Source organism: Bacillus sp. NH11B, assembly GCF_001884205.1.
In the GTDB taxonomy this organism is placed as follows: domain Bacteria; phylum Bacillota; class Bacilli; order Bacillales; family Bacillaceae_G; genus Bacillus_A; species Bacillus_A proteolyticus.
On sequence record NZ_MAOG01000066.1, the window covers coordinates 1 to 21,701 of the forward strand.

Consider the following 21,701-nt stretch of genomic DNA (forward strand, 5'->3'; position numbering starts at 1 on the left):
AGAACAGGAAGGCGCGAAATGACCGACTGTTCTAGTCACCGGAGCTGGATATAAATAAAAATCCCTATTACTTCAAAGTAATAGGGATTTTTATTTACAACAGTTCATAATTTGTTCAAATTAATTCCAGCAAAAGGCTTGATTTATACAAATTACTAGATTATAATAATTATAAATTAGTAATTGATATAACATAACCACTCAAAAGGAGATTGATCATAATGAACAAACAAGTAATCGAAGTATTAAACAAACAAGTAGCAAACTGGAGCGTTTTATTTACAAAACTACACAACTTCCATTGGTACGTAAAAGGGCCTCAATTCTTCACATTACACGAGAAATTCGAAGAGCTTTATACAGAATCAGCTACTCACATCGATGAAATTGCAGAACGCATTTTAGCAATTGGCGGCAAACCAGTAGCAACAATGAAAGAATACTTAGAACTATCTTCCATTCAAGAAGCAGCTTACGGAGAAACTGCAGAAGGGATGGTCGAAGCAATCATGAAAGACTACGAAATGATGCTAGTCGAACTAAAAAAAGGCATGGAAATCGCTCAAGAATCTGACGACGAAATGACATCTGACCTACTACTAGGCATCTACACAGAACTAGAAAAACACGCTTGGATGCTACGTGCGTTCTTGAATCAATAATAGATTTAAAAGCGGAAGCGGCTCGTTCAGAACAGGAGGGTGTTGGAACTCCTGATTACGAGGCGCTTTTTGCCTCGAATGAAGGAGTGAAACAACCGACTGTTCTAGCCGCTGGAGCTGGATAATAATTAAAAGCGGAGGTGACTTGCTCAGAACAGGAGGACATTGGAGCTCCTGACGAAGAGGCGCTTTTTGCCTCGCAGGAAGGCGCGAAATGACCGACTGTTCTAGTCACTGGAGCTGGATAAGATTAAAAGCGAAAGCGGCTCGTTCAGAGGCGCTTTTTTTCTATGGAGTGGTCGTGTATGCTGGTACATGAAATTTATATCAGCGATTTTTTCATTATATCGACCGTTTTATCAAATATATCAGCGATTTTTCCAATATATCGACTTACCGACAAATCACGACAATATTAGCGCGCCCTTTTCCTACTTTTATCAATATATTACAATCTCTTTTATGTTAAAATATAGGAAACACCCTTTTGTAAAATAGATCCAAAAAGCTTTTCCAAATTCATCATTTACTACTTAAATGGCGGGAGTGGTTCAGTTGAAAGACTACTTAATTAGAGCATTTTTTGCGTTAATAACAGTTGGGATTGTCTTACTTATAGCTAATATTTTCAATATACGTATCGAGGTTAAAGACTATGCTTTCCTCGTTGTTGTAGCAATTGGTGGCGGCTGGGGTGGCTGGTACCTGTATAAAAAACAAAGTAATCAAAGTGATAAAGGCATTCCAAAGTAATACGGAATGCCTTCTTTTATTGCCGTCTATAATAAATAATAAAATTCAAACCGCTAATACAGCCAATCGCAATAAACATATTAAAACTCTGCACATCTCCGCCTAAATTATACTCATCAACGATAAACCCAGACATAAACAACGTTATCGCAGAAACACCTATACACAATATCGAAATAAACCAAAGCGAAAACTCATTAATCAGCTCTTTCTTCTGTGTTGAAACAATTAGCATAACAAGAATAGATGCTGCCAATATACTTTTAAAAACAGGACGTAAATACACAAACTCCTCCATCTGTTTCTCCTTTTCCAAAAACATTATATCTCAACATTAACATATTTAACTAAATTAAAAACACATGCCTTTTCAAGATAAAATGACATGTGTTTCCAAAAATCTCTATACAATTGTATTATGATAGCTGCTTCCACTTCGTCCCCAAAACAGGACGCTCGTAATTTTGGATTTCATGAATTAGTTTATCTGCCGTCTCAGCGGAAACAATTAACTCTTTATTCGATGGATTCATAAAGCCTTCTTCTGCTGCACGTTCAACCATTTGCAAAATTGGTCCGTAAAAGTCTTTTATGTTCAATAAACCAACCGGCTTATTATGTATACCAATTTGTGACCAACATACTACTTCAAATAGTTCTTCAAACGTTCCGTATCCGCCTGGTAATGCAATAAAAGCATCCGCAAGCTCTGCCATTTTCGCTTTACGTTCGTGCATCGTTTCTACTTCAATTAGTTCTGTTAATCCTGTATGAACAATTTCTCCTCGGAATAGACCGCGCGGCATAACACCTGTTACACGTCCACCTAAACGAAGAACTTCATTTGCTACTTCTCCCATTAATCCAACACATGAACCACCGTATACAAGCTCATAGTCGTTCTCAACAAACATTTTCCCTAACTGGATTGCCTGCTCTTTAAATTCTGGTCTCTCCCCTAAATTGGAACCTGCAAACACACAAATCTTTCTCATTCCTACACCCCGAAACTATATATTGTTATGATACAATGAACATTGTACAACATATTGAAGGGATGAGGAAGAAATGGATATCGTTGCATTTCAAAGATGGGTTGAGGAATTTTACGAAAAACGAAGCTGGTCACAGTATAATGCCTTTATTCGCTTAAATTTCTTAACTGAAGAAGTTGGGGAAGTTTCACGCGTTGTTCGCGCTATTGAAATCGGCCGCGATCGTCCTGATGAAGATGCGAAAACAGAAGAAGAGCTAAAACAAGAACTAAAAGAAGAACTTGGTGATGTACTATCTAATCTTATTATTCTTTCGCAAAAATATGATTTGGATTTACAAGACATTATGGACGCACACGTCACAAAGCTTTCGAAAAGGTTCGAAGCATCCAAATGAGAATATTATCAATTATGATATAATATTCTTGTCACAATAATAAGGGGGATTTTATGTTATCTAAAAAATTGCACGACGCATTAAATGAACAAATGAACTTTGAATTTTACTCTGCCCACGCTTATATGGCAATGGCTGCTTACTGTACAGCTGAGAGCTATGATGGATTCGCTAACTTTTTCCTTGTACAAGCTGAAGAAGAGCGTTTCCATGCAATGAAGCTTTACAACTACATTAATGACCGCGGTGAGCGCGCTATTATTACTGGATTTGATAATCCGAATAATGAATATGAATCTGTACTGAACGCTTTTGAAGTAGCACTTGAGCACGAGCGTGAAGTAACGAAGCGTATTTACAACTTATCTGATATCGCTTGGGATGAGCGTGAGCACGCAACGATTACATTCTTAAAATGGTTCGTTGATGAGCAAGTAGAAGAAGAAGCTTCGTTCGATAGCATCATCCAAAAATTAAAACGTATTACAAGCGATTCAAATGCACTATTTATGCTAGATGCTGAATTAGAGAAGCGTACATTTACGCCTCCAGCTGAGTAATATTTTAATCACCTTAATGAATGTATTAAGGTGATTTTTTTTATTTGCTTTCTATCTTAAAATCACCTTAAATTTCCTCACATTTGACATAGAATCAGTTAGAAAATGGTATTATTTTCAATATAAAACAATATGCGAGGAGAGAAAAAATGAATCAACGTGTAGAAGCTGTTGATGCAATTCGTGGTTTCGCTTTATTTGGCATTTTACTTGTTAATATGACATTAATTCAATTCGGGTTATTCGCTAATGAAAAACCCACTTATATTTTCGGAAAACTTGATGAAAGTGCTAATTGGTTTATTCAATTTTTCGGCACACAGAATTTTATTTCCCTATTCTCTTTTTTATTTGGGCTTAGCATTGTTTTGTTACAAAAAAGTATTATCGCAAAAGGAAAAAAGTTTTTCCCTACATATATAAGGCGTATTAGCATTCTTTTACTACTAGGTTTCATTCACGGCACCTTTGTTTGGTCCGGAGATATTTTATTTGCATACGGGCTTATCGGGATTTTCTTAATGATGTTTATAAATAGAAAACCAAAAACATTATTGATTTGGGCAACTATTCTACTCGCACTCATTACACTTATGTCTTATCAAACTGATCCAAATACAAATATTAATGATTTTGCTCCTTATATTGAAAAAGAGCATAAAGTTCATGAAACTGGAAGCTATATGGATCATGTCAACTTTAGATTAACTGAAAATCCTTTCGAGTATATTGGGATTAACGGTTTCTTCGGACTAGTTTTCATATCAATTTTCGCAATAATTTTTATGTCCCCACTTTTCTTACTCGGAATGTATGTAGGAAAAAAGGGCTGGCTACTTGAGATTGATAAACACATGCCTTCTATCAAAAAGATTTGGCTTATCACTGGTATTTTCTCTTTTACAATTAAAATCTTAGCCATGTTCGTAAAGCATCCAGTTTTAATTATGTTACAAGATGGCCTTACATCAGTAACCATGACATTCTTTTACGGAAGCACAATTATTTTATTATTCCATTACAAAAAAGCATCGCGCTTACTAACATATATGGCGAATATGGGGAAAATGTCGGTTAGTAATTACTTAGCTCAATCCATTATCACAACAACAATTTTTTACGCTTATGGCTTTGGCTTATTCGGTAAAATCGGATACTTCTTCGGTATTCTTTTAACCATTGGAATTTATACGATTCAACTATTGGTTAGCACATATTGGCTACGGAAATATCGAATGGGGCCTGTTGAATATGTATGGAGACTGGGAACTTATTTAGAGAGACCACGATTTAAAAGAAGTTTGGATAAAGCAAGTTAAACAAAAAAGCAATGAGCCCCTACGCTCATTGCTTTTCTTAATTTATTAAAGCATAACCCCAACGATAATCGCTGATAATATACTTACTAACGTTGCACCGTATACAAGTTTTAATCCGAATGATGATACAACGTTTGCTTGTTTGCCATCGATACTCTTCGTTGCACCTGCGATAATTCCGATAGATGAGAAGTTCGCGAATGATACAAGGAAGATTGATAAAATACCTACTGTACGAGTTGATAACTCACCAGCTACTTTTCCTAAATCAAGCATCGCAACAAATTCGTTTGTTACTAATTTCGTTGCCATAATTTGTCCTGCTTGTAGCATCTCTGATGTTGGAATACCCATTACGAATGCTAATGGTGAGAAAACATATCCTAAAATACTTTGGAATGTGATTCCGAAAATTGAATCGAATACACCGTTAATTGCTGTAATTAATGCTACGAAACCGATTAACATCGCCGCTACTGTTACAGCGATAGAGAAACCAAGCATAATATATTCGCCTAACATTTCAAAGAATGTTTGTTTCTTATCTTCTTGTAATTCTAAAATATCGTCTTCTTCTTTTACTTCATATGGATTAATGATATGAACGATAATGAATCCACTGAATAAGTTTAGTACAAGTGCTGTTACTACATATTTCGGATCAATCATTTTCATATAAGAACCGACGATTGACATCGATACTGTTGACATTGAAGATGCACATAGTGTGTATAAACGATTTTTCGGTAATTTGCTTAGTTGATCTTTTACTGTAATAAATACTTCCCCTTGACCAACAATTGCAGCTGCTACCGCATTATATGATTCCAGTTTTCCTAAACCGTTAATTTTACTTAATAAGAAACCGACGGCACGAATGATAATCGGTAAAACTTTAATATGTTGCAGGATCCCGATTAATACTGCTAAGAAAATAATTGGTAATAATACTGTTAAGAAGAATGGTGCTTGTCCATCGTTTGCTAGACCACCAAATACGAAATTAACCCCAGCTTCCGCAAATTTTAAAATAGCGCCAAACCCATCTGCAATCCCTTTTACTAACACAAATCCGACCTTTGTATTAAGTAAGAAATACGCAAGTACCAATTGAATTACAAGCATAAGTGCAATTGGCTTATATTTAATTTTCTTACGATCTGAACTTATAAGGAAACCTAGTACAAATACTACAAGTAAACCGACTAGAAACATTACTATCTTCATATGTGAATCCTCCACTTCTCTCACGAGTTATTGGTCGTATAACGTATAACGAATGACGTCTGACCATTGATGTTAAAAAATTTAAAACCCCTAAATATTATTCAACTGTTATCTAAAATCAGTAAGCGTTTACATAAATTGCAATTTATAAAAGGTAGCCTCTTCTCTCCTACCATACTTGAAAGTCTGAAATTGATACCACCTACAAATCAAATTGTAAGCGTTATCTAGGTGAAATGCAATATAAATTTTAAAAGATTTTTATATGTTAATATATTCCTAATTAATTGGTTTTTTTATGTAATTTAACCATAAAAAATAGCCCTAGCTATGTGCTAGGACCATCTTTTTTTACCCCGCTTTAACGGCCAGTAAGACCCCCACCTCAAAATTCAGCGAAAACAAAGAAGTTAGGTGGGTGATTAACTGCCCGTAAAAGCCCGATTCGTGAGGGCTTTTAATCAGCGGGGGATAAAGCCCCCCACTGATTAAAGTTTCACTTTATAACATAACACCAACGATAATCGCCGATAAAAGACTTACTAATGTCGCACCGTATACAAGTCGTAATCCGAATGATGAAACAACGTTTGATTGGTTTTCATCGATCCCTTTCGTTGCACCTGCGATAATTCCGATAGATGAGAAGTTCGCAAATGATACAAGGAATACAGAAAGAATACCGACTGTACGAGCTGATAAATCACCAGCTACTTTTCCTAGATCAAGCATCGCAACAAATTCGTTCGATACTAATTTCGTTGCCATAATTTGTCCTGCTGTTACCATTTCTGATTGTGGGATTCCCATTACGAATGCTAATGGTGAGAAAATATATCCTAAAATAGCTTGGAATGTAATACCGAACACTGAATCAAACAAGCTATTAATTGCTGTAATTAATGCTACGAAACCAAGTAGCATTGCTGCTACTGTAACCGCAATCGTGAAACCAAGCATAATATATTCGCTTAACATTTCAAAGAATGATTGCTTTTTCTTATTTTCTAACTGTAATGTATCTTCTTCTTCTGTAATATCGTATGGATTAATAATATGAATAATAATGAAACCACTAAATAAATTTAATACAAGTGCTGTTACTACATATTTCGGTTCAATCATCTTCATATAAGAACCAACGATCGACATCGATACAGTCGACATGGAAGATGCACATAATGTATATAAACGATGTTTTGGGATTTTACTTAACTGATCTTTTACAGTAATAAATACCTCTGCTTGTCCAACAATTGCAGCCGCTACTGCATTATATGATTCTAATTTTCCTAAACCATTTACTTTACTTAACAAAGTACCAATAGCACGAATAAATATCGGTAAAATTTTAAAATGTTGCAGAATTCCAATTAAAACGGCAAAGAATACGATTGGTAATAAAGCTGTTAAGAAGAAAGAAACCTCTCCTTTATTAACAAGACCACCAAATACGAAAACGATTCCAGATTCCGCATATCCAAGAAGTGCTCCAAATCCATCTGAAATTCCTTTTACTAAAATATAACCAATTGGCGTATTTAATAAGAAATACGTTAACGCTAGCTGAATAACAAGCATAATCGCGATTGGTTTATACTTAATCTTCTTACGATCAGAACTTATAAGAAAACCGAGTGCGAATACAACAAGTAATCCTACAAGAAACATAACAAACTTCATTAATAAAATCCTCCATTTACCTCTTCATTAACGTTGAACGTCTGACCATTCGAAATAAGAAATAATCCGAACTTTCCACTCCTCCTCAAAAGCCAGCAATCGGATATGAAAAACCATAAAATCTCTTGTTTCAAAGGCATTTCCCATTCTAACATAAATCCTAAATCATATCCGCATTTTTCTAAAAAAAATTACATTTAATTATAAAACCTACATTAATGTTCGTCTTTTACCTCTTCTCCTAGTTTATTACTACAAAAAAACGAGCATCAAATTTCTCTGATGCTCGTTCCACCTTTTATTATACAGCTTTTTCTTTGTCTGCTACTGCTGGCTTGTCCCAGCACTCTGTATTGTTTAAACCTGGAATAGACTCCGCATAAAAGACTGGATCTTTCCCTTGTTTCTTTTGCTTAATATAATCTGATAACGCTGCAAAAGCGTACTTAGAAAGGAATACAATTGCTACTAAGTTAATAACAGCCATAATTCCCATAAATAGATCCGCTAAATCCCAAACGATTTGAATCGTTGCTACAGACCCTAACATAACCATACCAAGTACAGCAATGCGGTATGCGTTTAATAACACTTTACTTCCATTTAAGAATTCAATATTTGTTTCACCATAATAATAGTTACCTACTAATGAACTGAATGCAAATAAGAAGATTGCAACTGCTACAAATATAGATGCCCATGGTCCGATATGCTGACTTAACGCCTGCTGCGTTAATTGAATTCCATTTAGATCAGCTGCACCCGGTACATCTGATAAAAGAATGATAAATGCTGTACAACTACAAATTAATAATGTATCTGTAAATACCCCTAAAGTCTGAATGAAACCTTGTTTAACTGGATGTGTTACGTTTGCAGTCGCAGCTGCGTTCGGCGCACTACCCATACCTGCTTCATTTGAAAATAATCCACGTTTTACCCCTAGTAAAATCGCAGCTCCTAATCCCCCGCCCACTACTTCTTTAATTCCGAAAGCATGTAAGAAAATTTCTTTAAATACATATGGAATTGCCGTAATGTTTGTTACAACAACGAATAATGCCACCGCTACATATATAATTGCCATTACTGGAACAATCATTTCAACCGCACGCGCAATACGTTTTACTCCGCCGAAGATAATGATTGCAAGTAAACCAGCCATAAACAGACCTACAAACTTACCATCTGTGTTAAATGCTCCATCAAAAGCCGCTGCTACTGTGTTTGACTGCACGGCGTTGAAAATCAATCCGAAACTAACTGTTATTAGAACAGAGAAGACAACTCCTAGCCAGCGTTTCTTTAAACCCTTTTCCATATAATACGCTGGACCACCACGGAACGCATTCCCATCTTTTACTTTGTAAATTTGCGCTAATGTGCTCTCTACAAATGCAGAAGCACCCCCAATTACCGCGATTAACCACATCCAAAATACAGCACCTGGACCACCTGCTGAGATTGCAATAGCTACACCAGCTAAGTTACCAGTACCTACACGAGAAGCTGTACTCATACAAAATGCTTGGAATGATGATACACCACTTTTTTCTTTTTGCGCTTTTCTTGTTTTTGAACTCGCCCCGTCCCCAAGTAAGCGAATCATTTCTCCGAAGTAACGAATTTGGACAAATTTCACACGAAATGAAAAGTAAAGTCCTAATCCAATTAACATCGCAATAATGATATATGACCAAAGGACATTATTTATATCCCCAATTACATTAGTTAAAAAATCCATACTTGTATTGCCCCCTATTCCTAACAATAAGAAAATTATATTCTAAAAACTTTTAGTAATCAAGAATTTTCGACAAAAACATGTTAGGTTTTATAACATGATAACGTCATCTTTTATAACATTTCTGTTTTTTAGAAAGTAAAACTATAAATCAATGAGTGCATTTATCCAATTTTTAACCGTTCATTCCCTACAAATGCAAGAAAAATAGGCAAACAAAAACGAGCATCAAATTCATCTCGATGCTCGCCTTTTTATTACACTGCTTTTTCTTTATCAGTTACCGCCGGCTTATCCCAACACTCTGTGTTCATTAAACCAGGGATAGAATCTGCACTGAAGACTGGATCTTTTCCTTGTTTCTTTTGTTTCACATAGTCCGCTAATGCTGCATACGCAAATCGTCCAAGAAGTGTAATCGCAATTAAGTTTGTGATTACCATTAGACCCATAAATAAATCTGCCATATTCCATACGACTTGAAGCGTCGCAACAGAACCGAATAATACCATTCCCACTACCGCAATACGGTAAATCGTTAACCAAGTTTTACTTTGTTTAATAAATTCAATATTCGTTTCACCATAATAATAGTTTCCTAGAAGTGAACTGAAAGCAAATAAGAAAATGATAATCGCTAAGAAGCTACTTGCCCACGAACCGATTTGTGAACTTAACGCCACCTGCGTTAATTCAATACCTTCTAAATTCGTTGCCTTATATGCACCAGAACATAGTACGATAAATGCTGTTGATGTACATACTAAAAATGTATCCACTAATACTCCAATTGTTTGAATAAATCCTTGTTTAGCTGGATGTGTTACATCCGCTGTTGCAGCCGCATTCGGTGCACTACCCATACCTGCTTCATTCGCAAATAATCCACGCTGAATACCAAACTTCATTGCAGCACCTATACCGCCACCTACTGCTGAATCTAAACCAAATGCACCTTTAAAGATTTCTGTAAACATATCCGGTATTAAATAATAATTTTTAATAACAACGAAAATAGCTACTGCAATATAAACAATTGCCATCGGCGGAACAATCATTTCTGACATACGCGCAATACTTTTCACACCACCAAAAATAATAACCGCAACTAATACCGCAAGTACAATCCCTACAACATAACGCTCAATACCAAATGCATTTTTAAATGCTAATGTAACTGTATTTGCTTGTACTGAGTTGAAAATTAAACCGTAACTAATTGTAATAAGGATAGAGAACCAAATTCCCATCCAACGTTTATTTAAACCTTTTTCCATATAATAAGCAGGACCACCACGGAAGCCACTGCCATCTTTTATTTTATAAATTTGCGCAAGCGTACTTTCTACGAAACTTGAAGACGCCCCGATAATCGCAATAACCCACATCCAAAATACAGCTCCAGGCCCTCCCATAGAAATAGCTAGTGCTACACCAGCTAAGTTCCCGATTCCGATACGAGCTGCTGAACTCATACAAAACGCTTGGAATGACGATACACTTCCCTTTTTACGTGTCTTTCCAGTTAAACCATCACTCATTAATCGAACCATTTCCCCTAAATGAGTAATTTGTACAAATTTTAATTTAATAGAAAAATAAAGCCCTAAACCAATTAACATTGCAATAAGAATATATGACCAAAGAATTGTATTCGTTGATGAAACGAATTGTTCTAACATATTCATACAATTATCCCCCTCCTTTTATCCATAAATCGAATTATATTCAAAAAATATTCAAAAATCAACATTTTTCGACATCTTGCAACTTCCAAATATTAGGTCACTCCACATAAATACATTGTTCTTTTATGACTCCACTTTCAGTAGCTATGCATACTAAAACAAAAAATAATTTCATAAACAACACCATTGACAAAAATATATAACTGTAACTATAATGATTACATCAGGTTGTAACAAACCCAATTACATTACATTCATTCATTTCAGATATACACTTTAACAAACACTTTGGAGGGATTTATTATGAAAATCGGAATTATCGGAGCAACTGGTAAAGCTGGAAGCCGTATTTTAAAAGAAGCATTAGATCGTGGACATGAAGTAACTGCAATCGTAAGAAGCGCTGCAAAAATTACAGAAGAGAACGTAAACGTTTTAGAAAAAGATGTATTCTCTCTTACATCTAACGACCTACAAGCATTCGATGTAGTTGTAAATGCATTCGGTGCTCCAGCAGGACAAGAACATCTTCACGTAGATGCAGGAAATGTACTTATTGAAGCTATGAAATCTGCACCTAATACAAAATTACTTGTAGTCGGCGGCGCTGGAAGCTTATTTGTAGACGAAGAGAAAACAACACGTGTATTTGATACACCAGGATTCCCAAATGAATACCTTGCAACTGCTCAAAACCAAGGTAAAAACTTAGAAATTCTTCAACAAACAAATGACATCACTTGGACATTTATTAGCCCTTCTGCACTATTCGCATTAGGAAAACGTACTGGTTCTTATACAGCTGGCAAAGACAATCTTCTTGTTAACTCAAAAGGCGATAGCTACGTAAGTTACGAAGACTTTGCAGTAGCGGCACTTGATGAAATCGAAGCTCCAAAACACGTAAACGAACGCTTCACAGTAGTTTCTGAAGCTGAATAATAGAAGAAGCTCGTAAACATAATGTTTACGAGCTTTTTTTATCATCTGTTATATTGATTCGGTTTATGTGGTTCATTTGGTGTATAGGGTTTATTTGGTTTATTATCATGACCATTTGCTTTTTTCCAACTTACCGCTAACTCTGGGCTCGTTTTCTCTTCACTACGCTCAAGTAGTACAACCGCATTTTGAATCGTTGGCGTTCCTTTATGTGCAATACCTTGTAATTTCGTTAAATTCCCTGATACTTTAAAGCTAAATCCACCAGCTGGTGTTTGTTTCGGAATTAAAATGCGGAACTTTTCTCCTACATTAAATTCAGTTTTCGCTTCGCCTTTTTCATTTACAAACTTCGCGCCTTGTGGTGCACCTGTTGCTTGCACTTTATACGTTCCGCTTTTTGCATTTGTTTCTACTGTATATAAACCTGTTTCAAAGAAATCATTTTTCAATACTGCTTCTTGTTCTTCTGTAGGAGTTACACTCATCGTAATTTCTTGTAATTCTTCACTAGCATTTGCTTTTGCAACGATATCTTTCGTTACTTTCTCTACATTTTTATTGCGGAAATCTAAATCATTAACATCAATTTGTTTTAACGCATTCCACACTGCAAGCTGCGTTGCGTAATGAGCCTCTCTCCAATCGGATACTCCTAATTCTTGCGGGCTTTTTTGTGGATACCCATTTAATAGTACACGATATACGTTAATATCCACTTTCCCCATTTCCGGTAAATCTTGACCGCTTGGAGATTTTAAATCTACATTTAAGCAAAATGCAATTTTTCCATCTGCCGTTTTAATAAGTTCTGTTCGAATTGGCTTTTTCTTTGACTTACTATAACTCCAATCCATTTCATACTTTGTATGATCCATAACTTCTGCGAATGCTTTTTGAAGCGGGAATAACACAAATAAAACACTTAAAAAAACAGCTAAAATTTTGAACGATTGCTTTATATTCATGTTTACAGCCCCTTAATAACAAACTTAATACTAAGTAGTATTTAATTAGAAAATATTTTTATGCACAAAAAAAAGAATGCATAAAAGCACTCTTTTTTCTTTCTTACTTTAATCTTAGAAATCAAAGTTATCAGGATCTGGACCAACGCGGTGATTTTGGTTTAATGCATCGATTTTTTCCATATCTTCTTTTGTTAATTCAAAGTTAAATACATCAGCATTTGCAATAATTCGGTGCTCTTTCGTTGATTTTGGAATTGTAATCACTCCATTTTGTAAATCCCAACGTAAGATAACTTGCGCTGTTGTTTTGCCGTGTTTATCAGCAATTTCTTGTAATGTTTCGTTATCTAACAATTGACCTTGCATAAGTGGTGACCATGCTTCCATTTGAATGCCTTGCTCTTTACAGAAAGCTTGTAATTCTTTTTGAGTTAAACGAGGGTGGTATTCTACTTGGTTAATCATCGGTTTAATTTCTGCATCTTTCATTACATCTTGTAAGTGATGGATTTGGAAATTACTTACGCCAATTGCACGTACGCGATCTTCTTTATAAAGTGTTTCTAGCGCTCTCCAAGAATCTTTATATTTCCCTTCTACAGGCCAGTGAACAAGATATAGATCTAAATAATCTAGTTCTAATTTTTTTAAGCTCTCTTCATATGCAGCAATTGTTGCTTCATATCCTTGATCTGCGTTCCATACCTTTGAAGTAATAAATAATTCTTCTCTTGAAATACCAGTCGCTTCAATACCTGCACGAATTCCTTCACCTACAGCTTTTTCATTTCCGTAAATTGCAGCTGTATCGATGCTGCGGTATCCAGCTTTAATCGCTGATTTTACAGCTTCTACAAGTTCTGGTCCTTCTTCTACTTTAAATACACCTAAACCGAACCAAGGCATTTCTACACCATTATTTAATACTGTTTTACTTTGTAAGTTTTTCATTTTATTTTCTCTCCTTTTATTTTACTTGATCTCTTTTTTCTAATGTCATACTCCATGCTGTTAAAATAACAGCGCCTACTACCATAATGCCGCCTACCCAAGCAGTATGGATTAATCCTAACGAATTCGTTACAAGGCCACCTATATAAGAACCTAAAGCAATCCCTGCGTTAAATGCGGCAATATTAATTGCTGAAGCAACATCAACCGCACTCGGAACAAAGCGCTCTGCCAATATAACTACATATACTTGTAGCCCCGGAACATTCATAAATGCGAATAGTCCCATGAAAATAATTGTGATTAATCCAGCTACTTTAAATGGCGCTGTAAATGTTAAAACAAATAATATAATCGCTTGAATAAAGAACATGTAAAATAGCGCTCGAATTGGATTATGATTCGATAATTTTCCGCCGACCATATTCCCTATCGCAATGGCGATTCCATACACTAATAAAATGATGGTAACGGTACTTGCTTCAAAACCTGTTACTTCTTGTAATAGCGGTGATAAATACGTAAATGTTACGAATGTTCCACCATATCCAAGTGCAGTAATAATGAATACAAGTAACAGTCTTCCATTTTTAACTAGTTTGAATTGATCACGAAACGATACAGGTACACCATTTTTTAAATTAGATGGGACTAGTACGCTGTTTGCGATAAAAGCAATAATTCCAATTACAACAATCGCCATAAATGACGCTCTCCAGCCAAATTGTTGACCAATAAACGTGCCAATTGGCACACCTGTAATAGTCGCAACTGTTAATCCAGTAAACATAATCGCAATAGCACTAGCACGTTTATTCTCTGGTACAATCGCAGCTGCAATTGTAGATCCTATCGACATAAACACACCATGTGCAAACGCAGCTACAATCCTTGCAATAATTAATATAGTGAAGCTTGTTGCTACTGCTGCAATGCCATTACCAATAATGAAAATAACCATAATCCACATTAATAATGTCTTTCTCGACATACTAGCCGTTAACGCTGTTAAGACAGGAGCTCCTACCGCTGCCCCTAACGCATATAAAGAAACCGTTAAACCAGCTGTGGTAACCGAAACATTTAAATCTTTTGAAATGGAAGGTAATAAACCGACACTAATAAACTCGGTTGTCCCAATCCCAAACGCACTAATTGCTAGTGCTAATAAAGCAAACATACTTCTTCGGTCCGTCTGAACTTCCGAAGATGGTACTGTATATGAACTCAATTGAATTCCTCCTTATTACAAGAAATCCAATCATAATAGTATGATAAAAGGGCCCCTTTTACCTTCTAAAACATATATTTCATACTTACAAATGCTATTATGAATGGTTTCATTCTTTTTTTGAAGAACGCACTTTAAAGTACGATAGGCACCAAAAAGTAACATAGTCACTTTTAAGTACCGTACTACTCATTTGCCTCTTACATGTGCTATTATGAAACATATTTAACATAATAAAAAGTACGTACTTTAAAGTGCTATAGGTACTAAAAAGTAACATTTGTATTATTTAACTAACTTTACTCACAAAAGGAGGGTTTCATATGAAGAAATACAATATTCCTGTAGAGGCGACTTTAGAGGTTATCGGCGGAAAATGGAAGGTTGTTATCCTTTGTCATCTAACAAAAGGTACAAAAAGAACGAGTGAACTAAAACGTTTAATGCCTGGTATTACACAAAAAATGTTAACTCAGCAATTACGTGAATTAGAGGACGATGGAGTCATTCAAAGAAAAGTATATAATCAAGTCCCACCGAAAGTAGAATATTCCCTTACCGATTACGGTTGGTCTTTAGAATCAATTCTTGACTCTCTTTGTACTTGGGGCGAATGCCATCTTGAAAAAGAAGGTAATACATCGATGCTAATTGCAGAAGGTGAACAATAAAAAAAGGAAAAAATGAACATAAATTTGTCCGTTTTTTCCTTTTTTTCTTTATATATATGTACATTTCTAGCTTTAACAAAATAATTTATGCGCTTTCACGCCTTGTCAATACTACGTTATACACTCAATATCAAATAATTAGGAATCATTTTTATGTTAACATAGGTGTATATAGTATATAATATAGGATATATATTATATACACTTTCCGGTAACGGACCTTTTCCATTATGCGGACAAGCCATGTATCGGACAGTTCATAAATAATAGGTAAGACATTATGGTTTTAGATTTATGATTTCAGCTTACTTGCTATCATAAATTTAAAGGCATTTTATTGTGTTTTGTGAAACTTTGTATAAAGTTTCGTAAACGTTTACTATCTTACTTATAAAAAATAAGAGTATTGCTATCGTAAAGGAGAATTGGAGATGCCAGAAACTATGACTCAAACAAAGCCAGAACAAGAAACTGTACAAATTTCTGCTAGCCAAGGACAACTTGATGTACTTGATCAGTTGTTAAAACCTGAGGTACAAGAATCATTAACAACACTAGTGGAACAGCTTCCAAAATTAACTGAGCTTGTTAACATTTTAACTAAGTCTTATGACTTCGCTCAAACTGTTGCTACTGATGAAGTATTAAAAAGCGACACTGTTGGTGCAATTACAGAGCTTGTAGAACCTGTAAAAGATACAGTGAAAAGCATGGCTGCAACTGCAATCGAAGCGAAAGATCGTGCTGACGAAAGCAACGAAGTTATCGGCCTATTCGGTCTGTTAAAATTACTAAAAGATCCACAAGCACAAAAAATGTTCCGCTTTGTGAACGCATATCTTCAAATTAGTGCAGAACGTAACAATAAATAATTTAACTTATAACAACAATTAGTAAAGACGGGGGATATCATACTATGTCAAAACAAATTGTCATCTTAGGCGCTGGTTATGGCGGTCTTCTTGCCGCTTTAAACGTACGTAAATATTACAGCAAATCAGAAGCACAAGTTACAGTGATTAACCAATACCCAACACACCAAATCATCACTGAACTACACCGCCTTGCAGCTGGTAACGTTGCTGAGCAAGCAATTGCAATGCCACTTACAAAGCTTTTCAAAGGTAAAGATATCGATCTTAAAATTGCAACAGTTGAGTCATTCTCAGTTGATAGCAAAGAAATCAAACTAGCTGGCGGCACTACTTTATCTTACGATGCACTTGTAGTTGCTTTAGGAAGTAAAACTGCTTACTTCGGTATTCCAGGACTAGAAGAAAACAGCATGGTATTAAAATCTGCTGCTGATGCAAACAAAATTTACAAACACGTTGAAGACCGTATTCGTGAATACGCTAAAACGAAAAACGAAGCTGATGCTACAATCGTAATCGGTGGTGGCGGATTAACTGGTGTTGAGCTAGTTGGTGAGCTTGCTGACATTATGCCTAAACTTGCAAAAAACCATGGCGTAAATCCAAAAGAAGTTAAACTTCTTCTTGTTGAAGCAGGTCCAAAAATCCTTCCAGTATTACCAGACCACTTAATCGAACGTGCAACTACTAGCCTAGAAGCACGCGGTGTTACATTCTTAACAGGCCTTCCTGTAACAAACGTTGCTGGCAATGAAATCGACTTAAAAGACGGTCAAAAACTTGTTGCTAACACATTCGTTTGGACAGGCGGCGTACAAGGTAACCCACTAATCGGTGAATCAGGTCTTGAAGTAAACCGTGGCCGTGCAACAGTTGATGCATACCTACAATCTACTTCTCACAAAGACGTATTCGTTGCTGGAGACAGCGCTGTTGTCTTTGCTGAAGACGGTCGTCCATACCCACCAACTGCACAGATCGCTTGGCAAATGGGTGAGTTAATTGGATACAACTTATACGCAGCACTAGAAGGCAAAGCATTCGAAGAGTTCGCACCTGTAAACTCTGGAACACTTGCTAGTCTAGGACGTAAAGATGCTGTTGCTACAATTGGAGCAAGCAATACTCCACTTAAAGGCTTACCAGCATCATTAATGAAAGAAGCAAGTAACGTTCGTTACTTATCACACATTAAAGGTCTATTCAGCTTAGCTTACTAATCTGAATATAAGCCCGAATCATGCCCCGCATGGTTCGGGCTATTTTTATCCGTAATTTTCTCTAATTTATTTATTCGGCAGAAGAATCATATAACCCTCTTCAATTATCAAAATATACTGACTTTTTTTATGTCGAAATTGTGTATATGAAAAGAGCGGAAGTAGATATCTTCCCTACTTCCACTCTTTCACAAGAACTATTCTCCTAATTTCACTAAGCTGTAGTTCTTCTTCCCTTTACGAATAATAATAAATCTTCCATCAAATGAATTTTCTACAGTAACATCCGTAGCTACATCCGTTACTTTTTCACCATTCATAGATATAGCTCCATTATTAATGTCTTCACGTGCTTGTCTTCTAGATGGTTCAATCCCTAAATCAACTAGCCACTCTACGATATTTTTCGTCTCTTTTGAAGACTCAAATGTCGGCATCTCTTTAAAGCCTTGCTCAATTTCATCAGCTGTTAACGATTTAATATCTCCGCTAAATAACGCTGCTGTAATTTTCACTGCTTGCGAAAATGCCTCTTCTCCATGAACGAATTTCGTCATTTCTTCCGCTAATACTTTTTGCGCTTCACGTTTATGCGGCTCAGTTTCTACCTTCGCTGCCAATTCATCAATTCGCTCTTTCTGTAAGAACGTAAAGTATTTCAAGTATTTAATTACATCACGGTCATCTGTATTCACCCAGAACTGGTAAAATTCAAATGGTGTTGTTTTTTCCGGATCAAGCCAAACCGCACCACCTGCTGATTTACCAAACTTCGTACCATCTGATTTTAATAATAATGGAATTGTTAATCCAAATACTTTCGCTTCATGACCTTCTAACTTACGAATTAAATCTAAACCACTCGTAATATTTCCCCATTGGTCACTACCACCAATTTGCAGTTGAACATCTTCTTTTGTGTATAAATGATGGAAATCCATTGCTTGCAAGATTTGGTACGTGAACTCTGTGAAAGAAATTCCAGTGTCTAAACGACTTGCTACAATATCTTTTGCTAACATGCTATTTATGCTAAAGTTTTTGCCGTAATCACGCAAAAATTCGATAATGTTTATCTCATGTGTCCAGTCATAGTTATTTACCATCTTCACTTCGCTATTGCCGCCGAAATCAAATAGCTTTTTCATTTGTGCTGTTAGCGCATCCACATTATGCTGAACTACTTCTAACGTTTGAAGTTGACGTTCTGATTGACGTCCACTCGGGTCACCAATTGTTCCTGTTGCCCCGCCAATTAAAATAACAGGATGATGACCAGCTAATTGGAATCTCTTCATCATCATAAACGGAATCAAATGTCCGATATGCATACTATCACCAGTCGGATCCACTCCGCAGTATAGTGAAATCTTTTTCTCTTCTACTAGTTTACGTAAACCTTCTTCATCTGTCTGTTGATTCACAGCGCCGCGCCATTCTAATTCATCAATAATATTCATCTTTTGTCATCCCCTTTATTTTTTAAAACAAAAAATCCCTATGTCTATGACATAGGGACGATTATTCACCGTGTTACCACCCAGTTTGTATAAATAGCATAGCTACTCATACCACTCTTAGCAATAATATCGATTGCTAGTCCGCTTAGCATTACCTAAGATACTCCAGAGTGTAATTCGCAAATTTGTTTGTGCTAGGTTCCAGCAACCCCTAGCTCTCTTTGATAACAGTGACAAACTGCTACTGGGCTCTTTCAACGTATATTATTTGTTAAATTATTAGCCATTATATTGAATTGAAAACAAAATGTCAACAATACCCAAATGTTATTTCGAAATAATTCATACTTTATACGCTTTTTATTCAAAGATTATTGTAGATCTTCTCCAATAATCCTTACTTCTCGCTCTAATTTCACATCGAATTTCTCTTCAACTGTTTTTTGTACGAAATGAATTAAATCGATATAATCTTGTGCAGTTCCGTTATCAACATTCACCATAAATCCAGCGTGTTTTAAAGAAACTTCCACTCCGCCAATTCGCTTACCTTGCAGTCCTGATTCTTGAATAAGCTTACCTGCAAAATTATTTGGTGGACGCTTAAATACACTACCACATGAAGGATATTCTAACGGTTGTTTTGATTCACGCTTAAACGTTAAATCATCCATTTTTTCCTTAATCTCTTCACGTACACCTTCTTCAAGTTCAAACTTCGCTTCAAGAATAATATAATGATTGTTCGCAAACACACTCTTACGATATCCAAATTCAAATTCGTCTTTCGTTAAAGTGCATAGCTCTCCATCACCTGTCATTACAACTGCTTCTGTTAATACATAAGCTACTTCACCGCCATATGCACCAGCATTCATATATAACGCTCCACCAACTGAACCTGGAATACCACAAGCAAACTCAAGTCCTGTTAGAGCATGTTCTAACGCAATTCGTGACACATCAATAATTGCTGCACCACACCCAGCTACAATCGTCGTTCCTGTTACAGTAACACCTGTAATATGAATTAAACTTACTGTGATCCCGCGAAGACCACCGTCTTTAATAATAACATTCGATCCGTTTCCTAAAAACGTAACTGGAATATTATATTGGTTAGCATACTTTATCACTTCTTGAATCTCATCATAATTAGTAGGCGCAACAAATACATCTGCTTTCCCACCCACTTTAATGTGCGTATGATCTTTTAGCATTTCATCTTTCTTTACATGACCTTCAGGCAATACCGTACTTAAATATTTATAAACCTCTTGCATATTCATTTTACGATTCCTCTATTTCTATAATCTTTTTATCCCGCTAGCAACGGGCCCATAATATCCCCACATAAAAAATACAATACAAATCAGAAGCTAAAGTGGTGGATACAGTGTACCTAAAATCAATTCGAGACACCTATAAACCTCTTAAATTATAAGAGGTGCCACTCATATTAAAATATATATCGCATAATAAAGCAACCCAAATGGGCTACTAAACTCGACATGTAACCATATAGACAACAATTTGTAAAATATATAGGTTTTACAAATTAATATCCTTCAATATCTTACTATACCACACGAAAATAAAGTGGTATTTTTTTGTAATCTTTACTTTATTTTCTTTACCAAAAAGCTGCTCTTACCTACGTAAGAGCAGCCCCTTCATTTCCTTTTTAACTAATTTTATCTCGTCCACCTTCCTTTCACTTATTAGATAATCCGCGATACCTTTTATTTCATACAAAAGAGCACATCCAACAGAATGTGCTCTTTTTATACTCTTTAATTTATTTTTCGTTCTCTTCTTTTTCCTTATCAAACCATAATAGCTCATCGTCATCCACTTCACCATTATAATTGATTAAAATTTCTTCTCCCGCTTTTATATCCTTATAAGCAAAGAAGTTAAACGTATGATTCTCAAAGACAATATCATACGTTGCATTCGGATTATATGCATGATTAAATAACATGCCGTATCCTAACAGGAATGCCGTATGATTTACCCCATACTCAAATGCGTAGTCAGCAAGTAACGTTTTCTCAATGTGTTCATGCTGTTCATTCGGATAAGAGATAACTGGTGCTGAGTGAATCAACTCACCCTTTTTAATATCACGAGTTGCAAATACCCCTCTATTAAATTCTCCATCACTAAGTTCAGAAGTCTTAACTTCGATCATATGCGTCACCTATATAATTCTTTCTTTGAAGTATTTTTCTCCTTAAGCTTGGCAGAAAACGCGGAGAAAAGCAATTAAATTCCTACCAAGTATAAGAAGAGCACATTATTTGTGCTCTTCTTAGGTGATATTATTTTTTCTAGAATATCTTATAACGG

22 protein-coding genes and 1 other annotated feature are annotated in these 21,701 nt (G+C 35.7%); of the genes, 10 read left to right on the forward strand and 12 right to left on the reverse strand.

Annotated elements, in window-relative coordinates; all coding sequences use genetic code 11:
• The first annotated feature begins 221 nt into the window (after positions 1–221).
• The 3 genes from BAU27_RS10145 (at position 222) to BAU27_RS10155 (ending at position 1,415) form a co-directional block, all read left to right on the forward strand.
• Positions 222–662: a Dps family protein gene (locus tag BAU27_RS10145; RefSeq protein ID WP_071748099.1), complete on the forward strand. Its 441-nt coding sequence runs from the start codon at positions 222–224 to the stop codon at positions 660–662.
• Entirely contained in the window at positions 632–787 is a 156-nt protein-coding gene (locus tag BAU27_RS32295) for an NADH dehydrogenase (RefSeq protein WP_071770812.1), read from the forward strand. The genes BAU27_RS10145 and BAU27_RS32295 overlap by 31 nt, the downstream gene beginning before the upstream one ends.
• 430 nt (positions 788–1,217) lie before the next feature.
• On the forward strand, positions 1,218–1,415 hold the full coding sequence (locus BAU27_RS10155) for a hypothetical protein (protein WP_000656323.1): 198 nt from the start codon (positions 1,218–1,220) through the stop codon (positions 1,413–1,415).
• Between the two features lie 16 nt (positions 1,416–1,431).
• Here BAU27_RS10155 and BAU27_RS10160 read toward each other — a convergent pair whose 3' ends face one another.
• Entirely contained in the window at positions 1,432–1,713 is a 282-nt protein-coding gene (locus BAU27_RS10160) for a hypothetical protein (RefSeq protein WP_071770813.1), read from the reverse strand.
• Positions 1,714–1,831: 118 nt separating this feature from the next.
• The gene (locus BAU27_RS10165) at positions 1,832–2,410 is read right to left on the reverse strand and encodes an LOG family protein (RefSeq protein ID WP_001225748.1); all 579 of its coding nucleotides are present in this window, start codon (positions 2,408–2,410) and stop codon (positions 1,832–1,834) included.
• 73 nt (positions 2,411–2,483) lie between these two features.
• Here BAU27_RS10165 and BAU27_RS10170 point away from each other — a divergent pair, with 73 nt between their 5' ends.
• The 3 genes from BAU27_RS10170 (at position 2,484) to BAU27_RS10180 (ending at position 4,686) form a co-directional block, all read left to right on the forward strand.
• Positions 2,484–2,807 (forward strand): MazG nucleotide pyrophosphohydrolase domain-containing protein, encoded by a 324-nt coding sequence (locus tag BAU27_RS10170; RefSeq protein WP_000355746.1) that lies wholly within the window; start codon positions 2,484–2,486, stop codon positions 2,805–2,807.
• A 53-nt stretch (positions 2,808–2,860) separates the two neighbouring features.
• Entirely contained in the window at positions 2,861–3,367 is a 507-nt protein-coding gene (locus tag BAU27_RS10175) for a ferritin (RefSeq protein WP_000949403.1), read from the forward strand.
• A gap of 149 nt (positions 3,368–3,516) precedes the next feature.
• The gene (locus BAU27_RS10180; protein ID WP_071748093.1) at positions 3,517–4,686 is read left to right on the forward strand and encodes a DUF418 domain-containing protein; all 1,170 of its coding nucleotides are present in this window, start codon (positions 3,517–3,519) and stop codon (positions 4,684–4,686) included.
• A 45-nt stretch (positions 4,687–4,731) separates the two neighbouring features.
• On the opposite strand, the gene BAU27_RS10185 is transcribed toward BAU27_RS10180, so the two are convergent.
• The 4 genes from BAU27_RS10185 to BAU27_RS10200 form a co-directional block, all read right to left on the reverse strand.
• A complete protein-coding gene (locus BAU27_RS10185; RefSeq protein WP_071748092.1) occupies positions 4,732–5,913 on the reverse strand; it encodes a NupC/NupG family nucleoside CNT transporter in 1,182 nt (393 codons plus the stop codon).
• Positions 5,914–6,414: 501 nt separating this feature from the next.
• Complete coding sequence (locus BAU27_RS10190; protein WP_071748091.1) at positions 6,415–7,596, reverse strand: NupC/NupG family nucleoside CNT transporter; 1,182 nt, start codon at positions 7,594–7,596, stop codon at positions 6,415–6,417.
• A 301-nt stretch (positions 7,597–7,897) separates the two neighbouring features.
• Positions 7,898–9,340, reverse strand: a complete 1,443-nt coding sequence (locus BAU27_RS10195; protein WP_071770814.1) for an alanine/glycine:cation symporter family protein — start codon at positions 9,338–9,340, stop codon at positions 7,898–7,900.
• A gap of 257 nt (positions 9,341–9,597) precedes the next feature.
• Positions 9,598–11,028 (reverse strand): alanine/glycine:cation symporter family protein, encoded by a 1,431-nt coding sequence (locus BAU27_RS10200; RefSeq protein WP_071748089.1) that lies wholly within the window; start codon positions 11,026–11,028, stop codon positions 9,598–9,600.
• A 303-nt stretch (positions 11,029–11,331) separates the two neighbouring features.
• Here BAU27_RS10200 and BAU27_RS10205 point away from each other — a divergent pair, with 303 nt between their 5' ends.
• A complete protein-coding gene (locus tag BAU27_RS10205; RefSeq protein WP_071748088.1) occupies positions 11,332–11,970 on the forward strand; it encodes an NAD(P)-dependent oxidoreductase in 639 nt (212 codons plus the stop codon).
• Positions 11,971–12,011: 41 nt separating this feature from the next.
• On the opposite strand, the gene BAU27_RS10210 is transcribed toward BAU27_RS10205, so the two are convergent.
• From BAU27_RS10210 to BAU27_RS10220, 3 genes are all read right to left on the reverse strand, one after another.
• Positions 12,012–12,938, reverse strand: a complete 927-nt coding sequence (locus BAU27_RS10210; protein WP_071748087.1) for a thioester domain-containing protein — start codon at positions 12,936–12,938, stop codon at positions 12,012–12,014.
• 114 nt (positions 12,939–13,052) lie between these two features.
• On the reverse strand, positions 13,053–13,892 hold the full coding sequence (locus BAU27_RS10215; protein WP_071770815.1) for an aldo/keto reductase: 840 nt from the start codon (positions 13,890–13,892) through the stop codon (positions 13,053–13,055).
• A gap of 16 nt (positions 13,893–13,908) precedes the next feature.
• Entirely contained in the window at positions 13,909–15,072 is a 1,164-nt protein-coding gene (locus tag BAU27_RS10220) for an MFS transporter (protein ID WP_175546535.1), read from the reverse strand.
• 374 nt (positions 15,073–15,446) lie between these two features.
• Here BAU27_RS10220 and BAU27_RS10225 point away from each other — a divergent pair, with 374 nt between their 5' ends.
• The 3 genes from BAU27_RS10225 (at position 15,447) to BAU27_RS10235 (ending at position 17,889) form a co-directional block, all read left to right on the forward strand.
• Positions 15,447–15,794: a winged helix-turn-helix transcriptional regulator gene (locus BAU27_RS10225; protein ID WP_071748080.1), complete on the forward strand. Its 348-nt coding sequence runs from the start codon at positions 15,447–15,449 to the stop codon at positions 15,792–15,794.
• 431 nt (positions 15,795–16,225) lie between these two features.
• On the forward strand, positions 16,226–16,666 hold the full coding sequence (locus tag BAU27_RS10230) for a DUF1641 domain-containing protein (protein WP_001115309.1): 441 nt from the start codon (positions 16,226–16,228) through the stop codon (positions 16,664–16,666).
• A gap of 44 nt (positions 16,667–16,710) precedes the next feature.
• On the forward strand, positions 16,711–17,889 hold the full coding sequence (locus BAU27_RS10235) for an NAD(P)/FAD-dependent oxidoreductase (protein ID WP_071770817.1): 1,179 nt from the start codon (positions 16,711–16,713) through the stop codon (positions 17,887–17,889).
• Positions 17,890–18,086: 197 nt separating this feature from the next.
• Here BAU27_RS10235 and tyrS read toward each other — a convergent pair whose 3' ends face one another.
• The 3 genes from tyrS to BAU27_RS10250 form a co-directional block, all read right to left on the reverse strand.
• Positions 18,087–19,349 carry a tyrosine--tRNA ligase gene (gene tyrS, locus BAU27_RS10240; RefSeq protein ID WP_071770818.1) on the reverse strand — a complete coding sequence of 421 codons (1,263 nt, stop codon included), beginning with the start codon at positions 19,347–19,349 and terminating at the stop codon, positions 18,087–18,089.
• Positions 19,350–19,399: 50 nt separating this feature from the next.
• Positions 19,400–19,616: a binding site (T-box leader), on the reverse strand.
• A gap of 104 nt (positions 19,617–19,720) precedes the next feature.
• Positions 19,721–20,638 carry a UDP-N-acetylmuramate dehydrogenase gene (murB, locus tag BAU27_RS10245; protein ID WP_071748077.1) on the reverse strand — a complete coding sequence of 306 codons (918 nt, stop codon included), beginning with the start codon at positions 20,636–20,638 and terminating at the stop codon, positions 19,721–19,723.
• A gap of 509 nt (positions 20,639–21,147) precedes the next feature.
• Positions 21,148–21,543, reverse strand: a complete 396-nt coding sequence (locus tag BAU27_RS10250; RefSeq protein ID WP_000573650.1) for an SET domain-containing protein — start codon at positions 21,541–21,543, stop codon at positions 21,148–21,150.
• Positions 21,544–21,701: the final 158 nt, after the last annotated feature.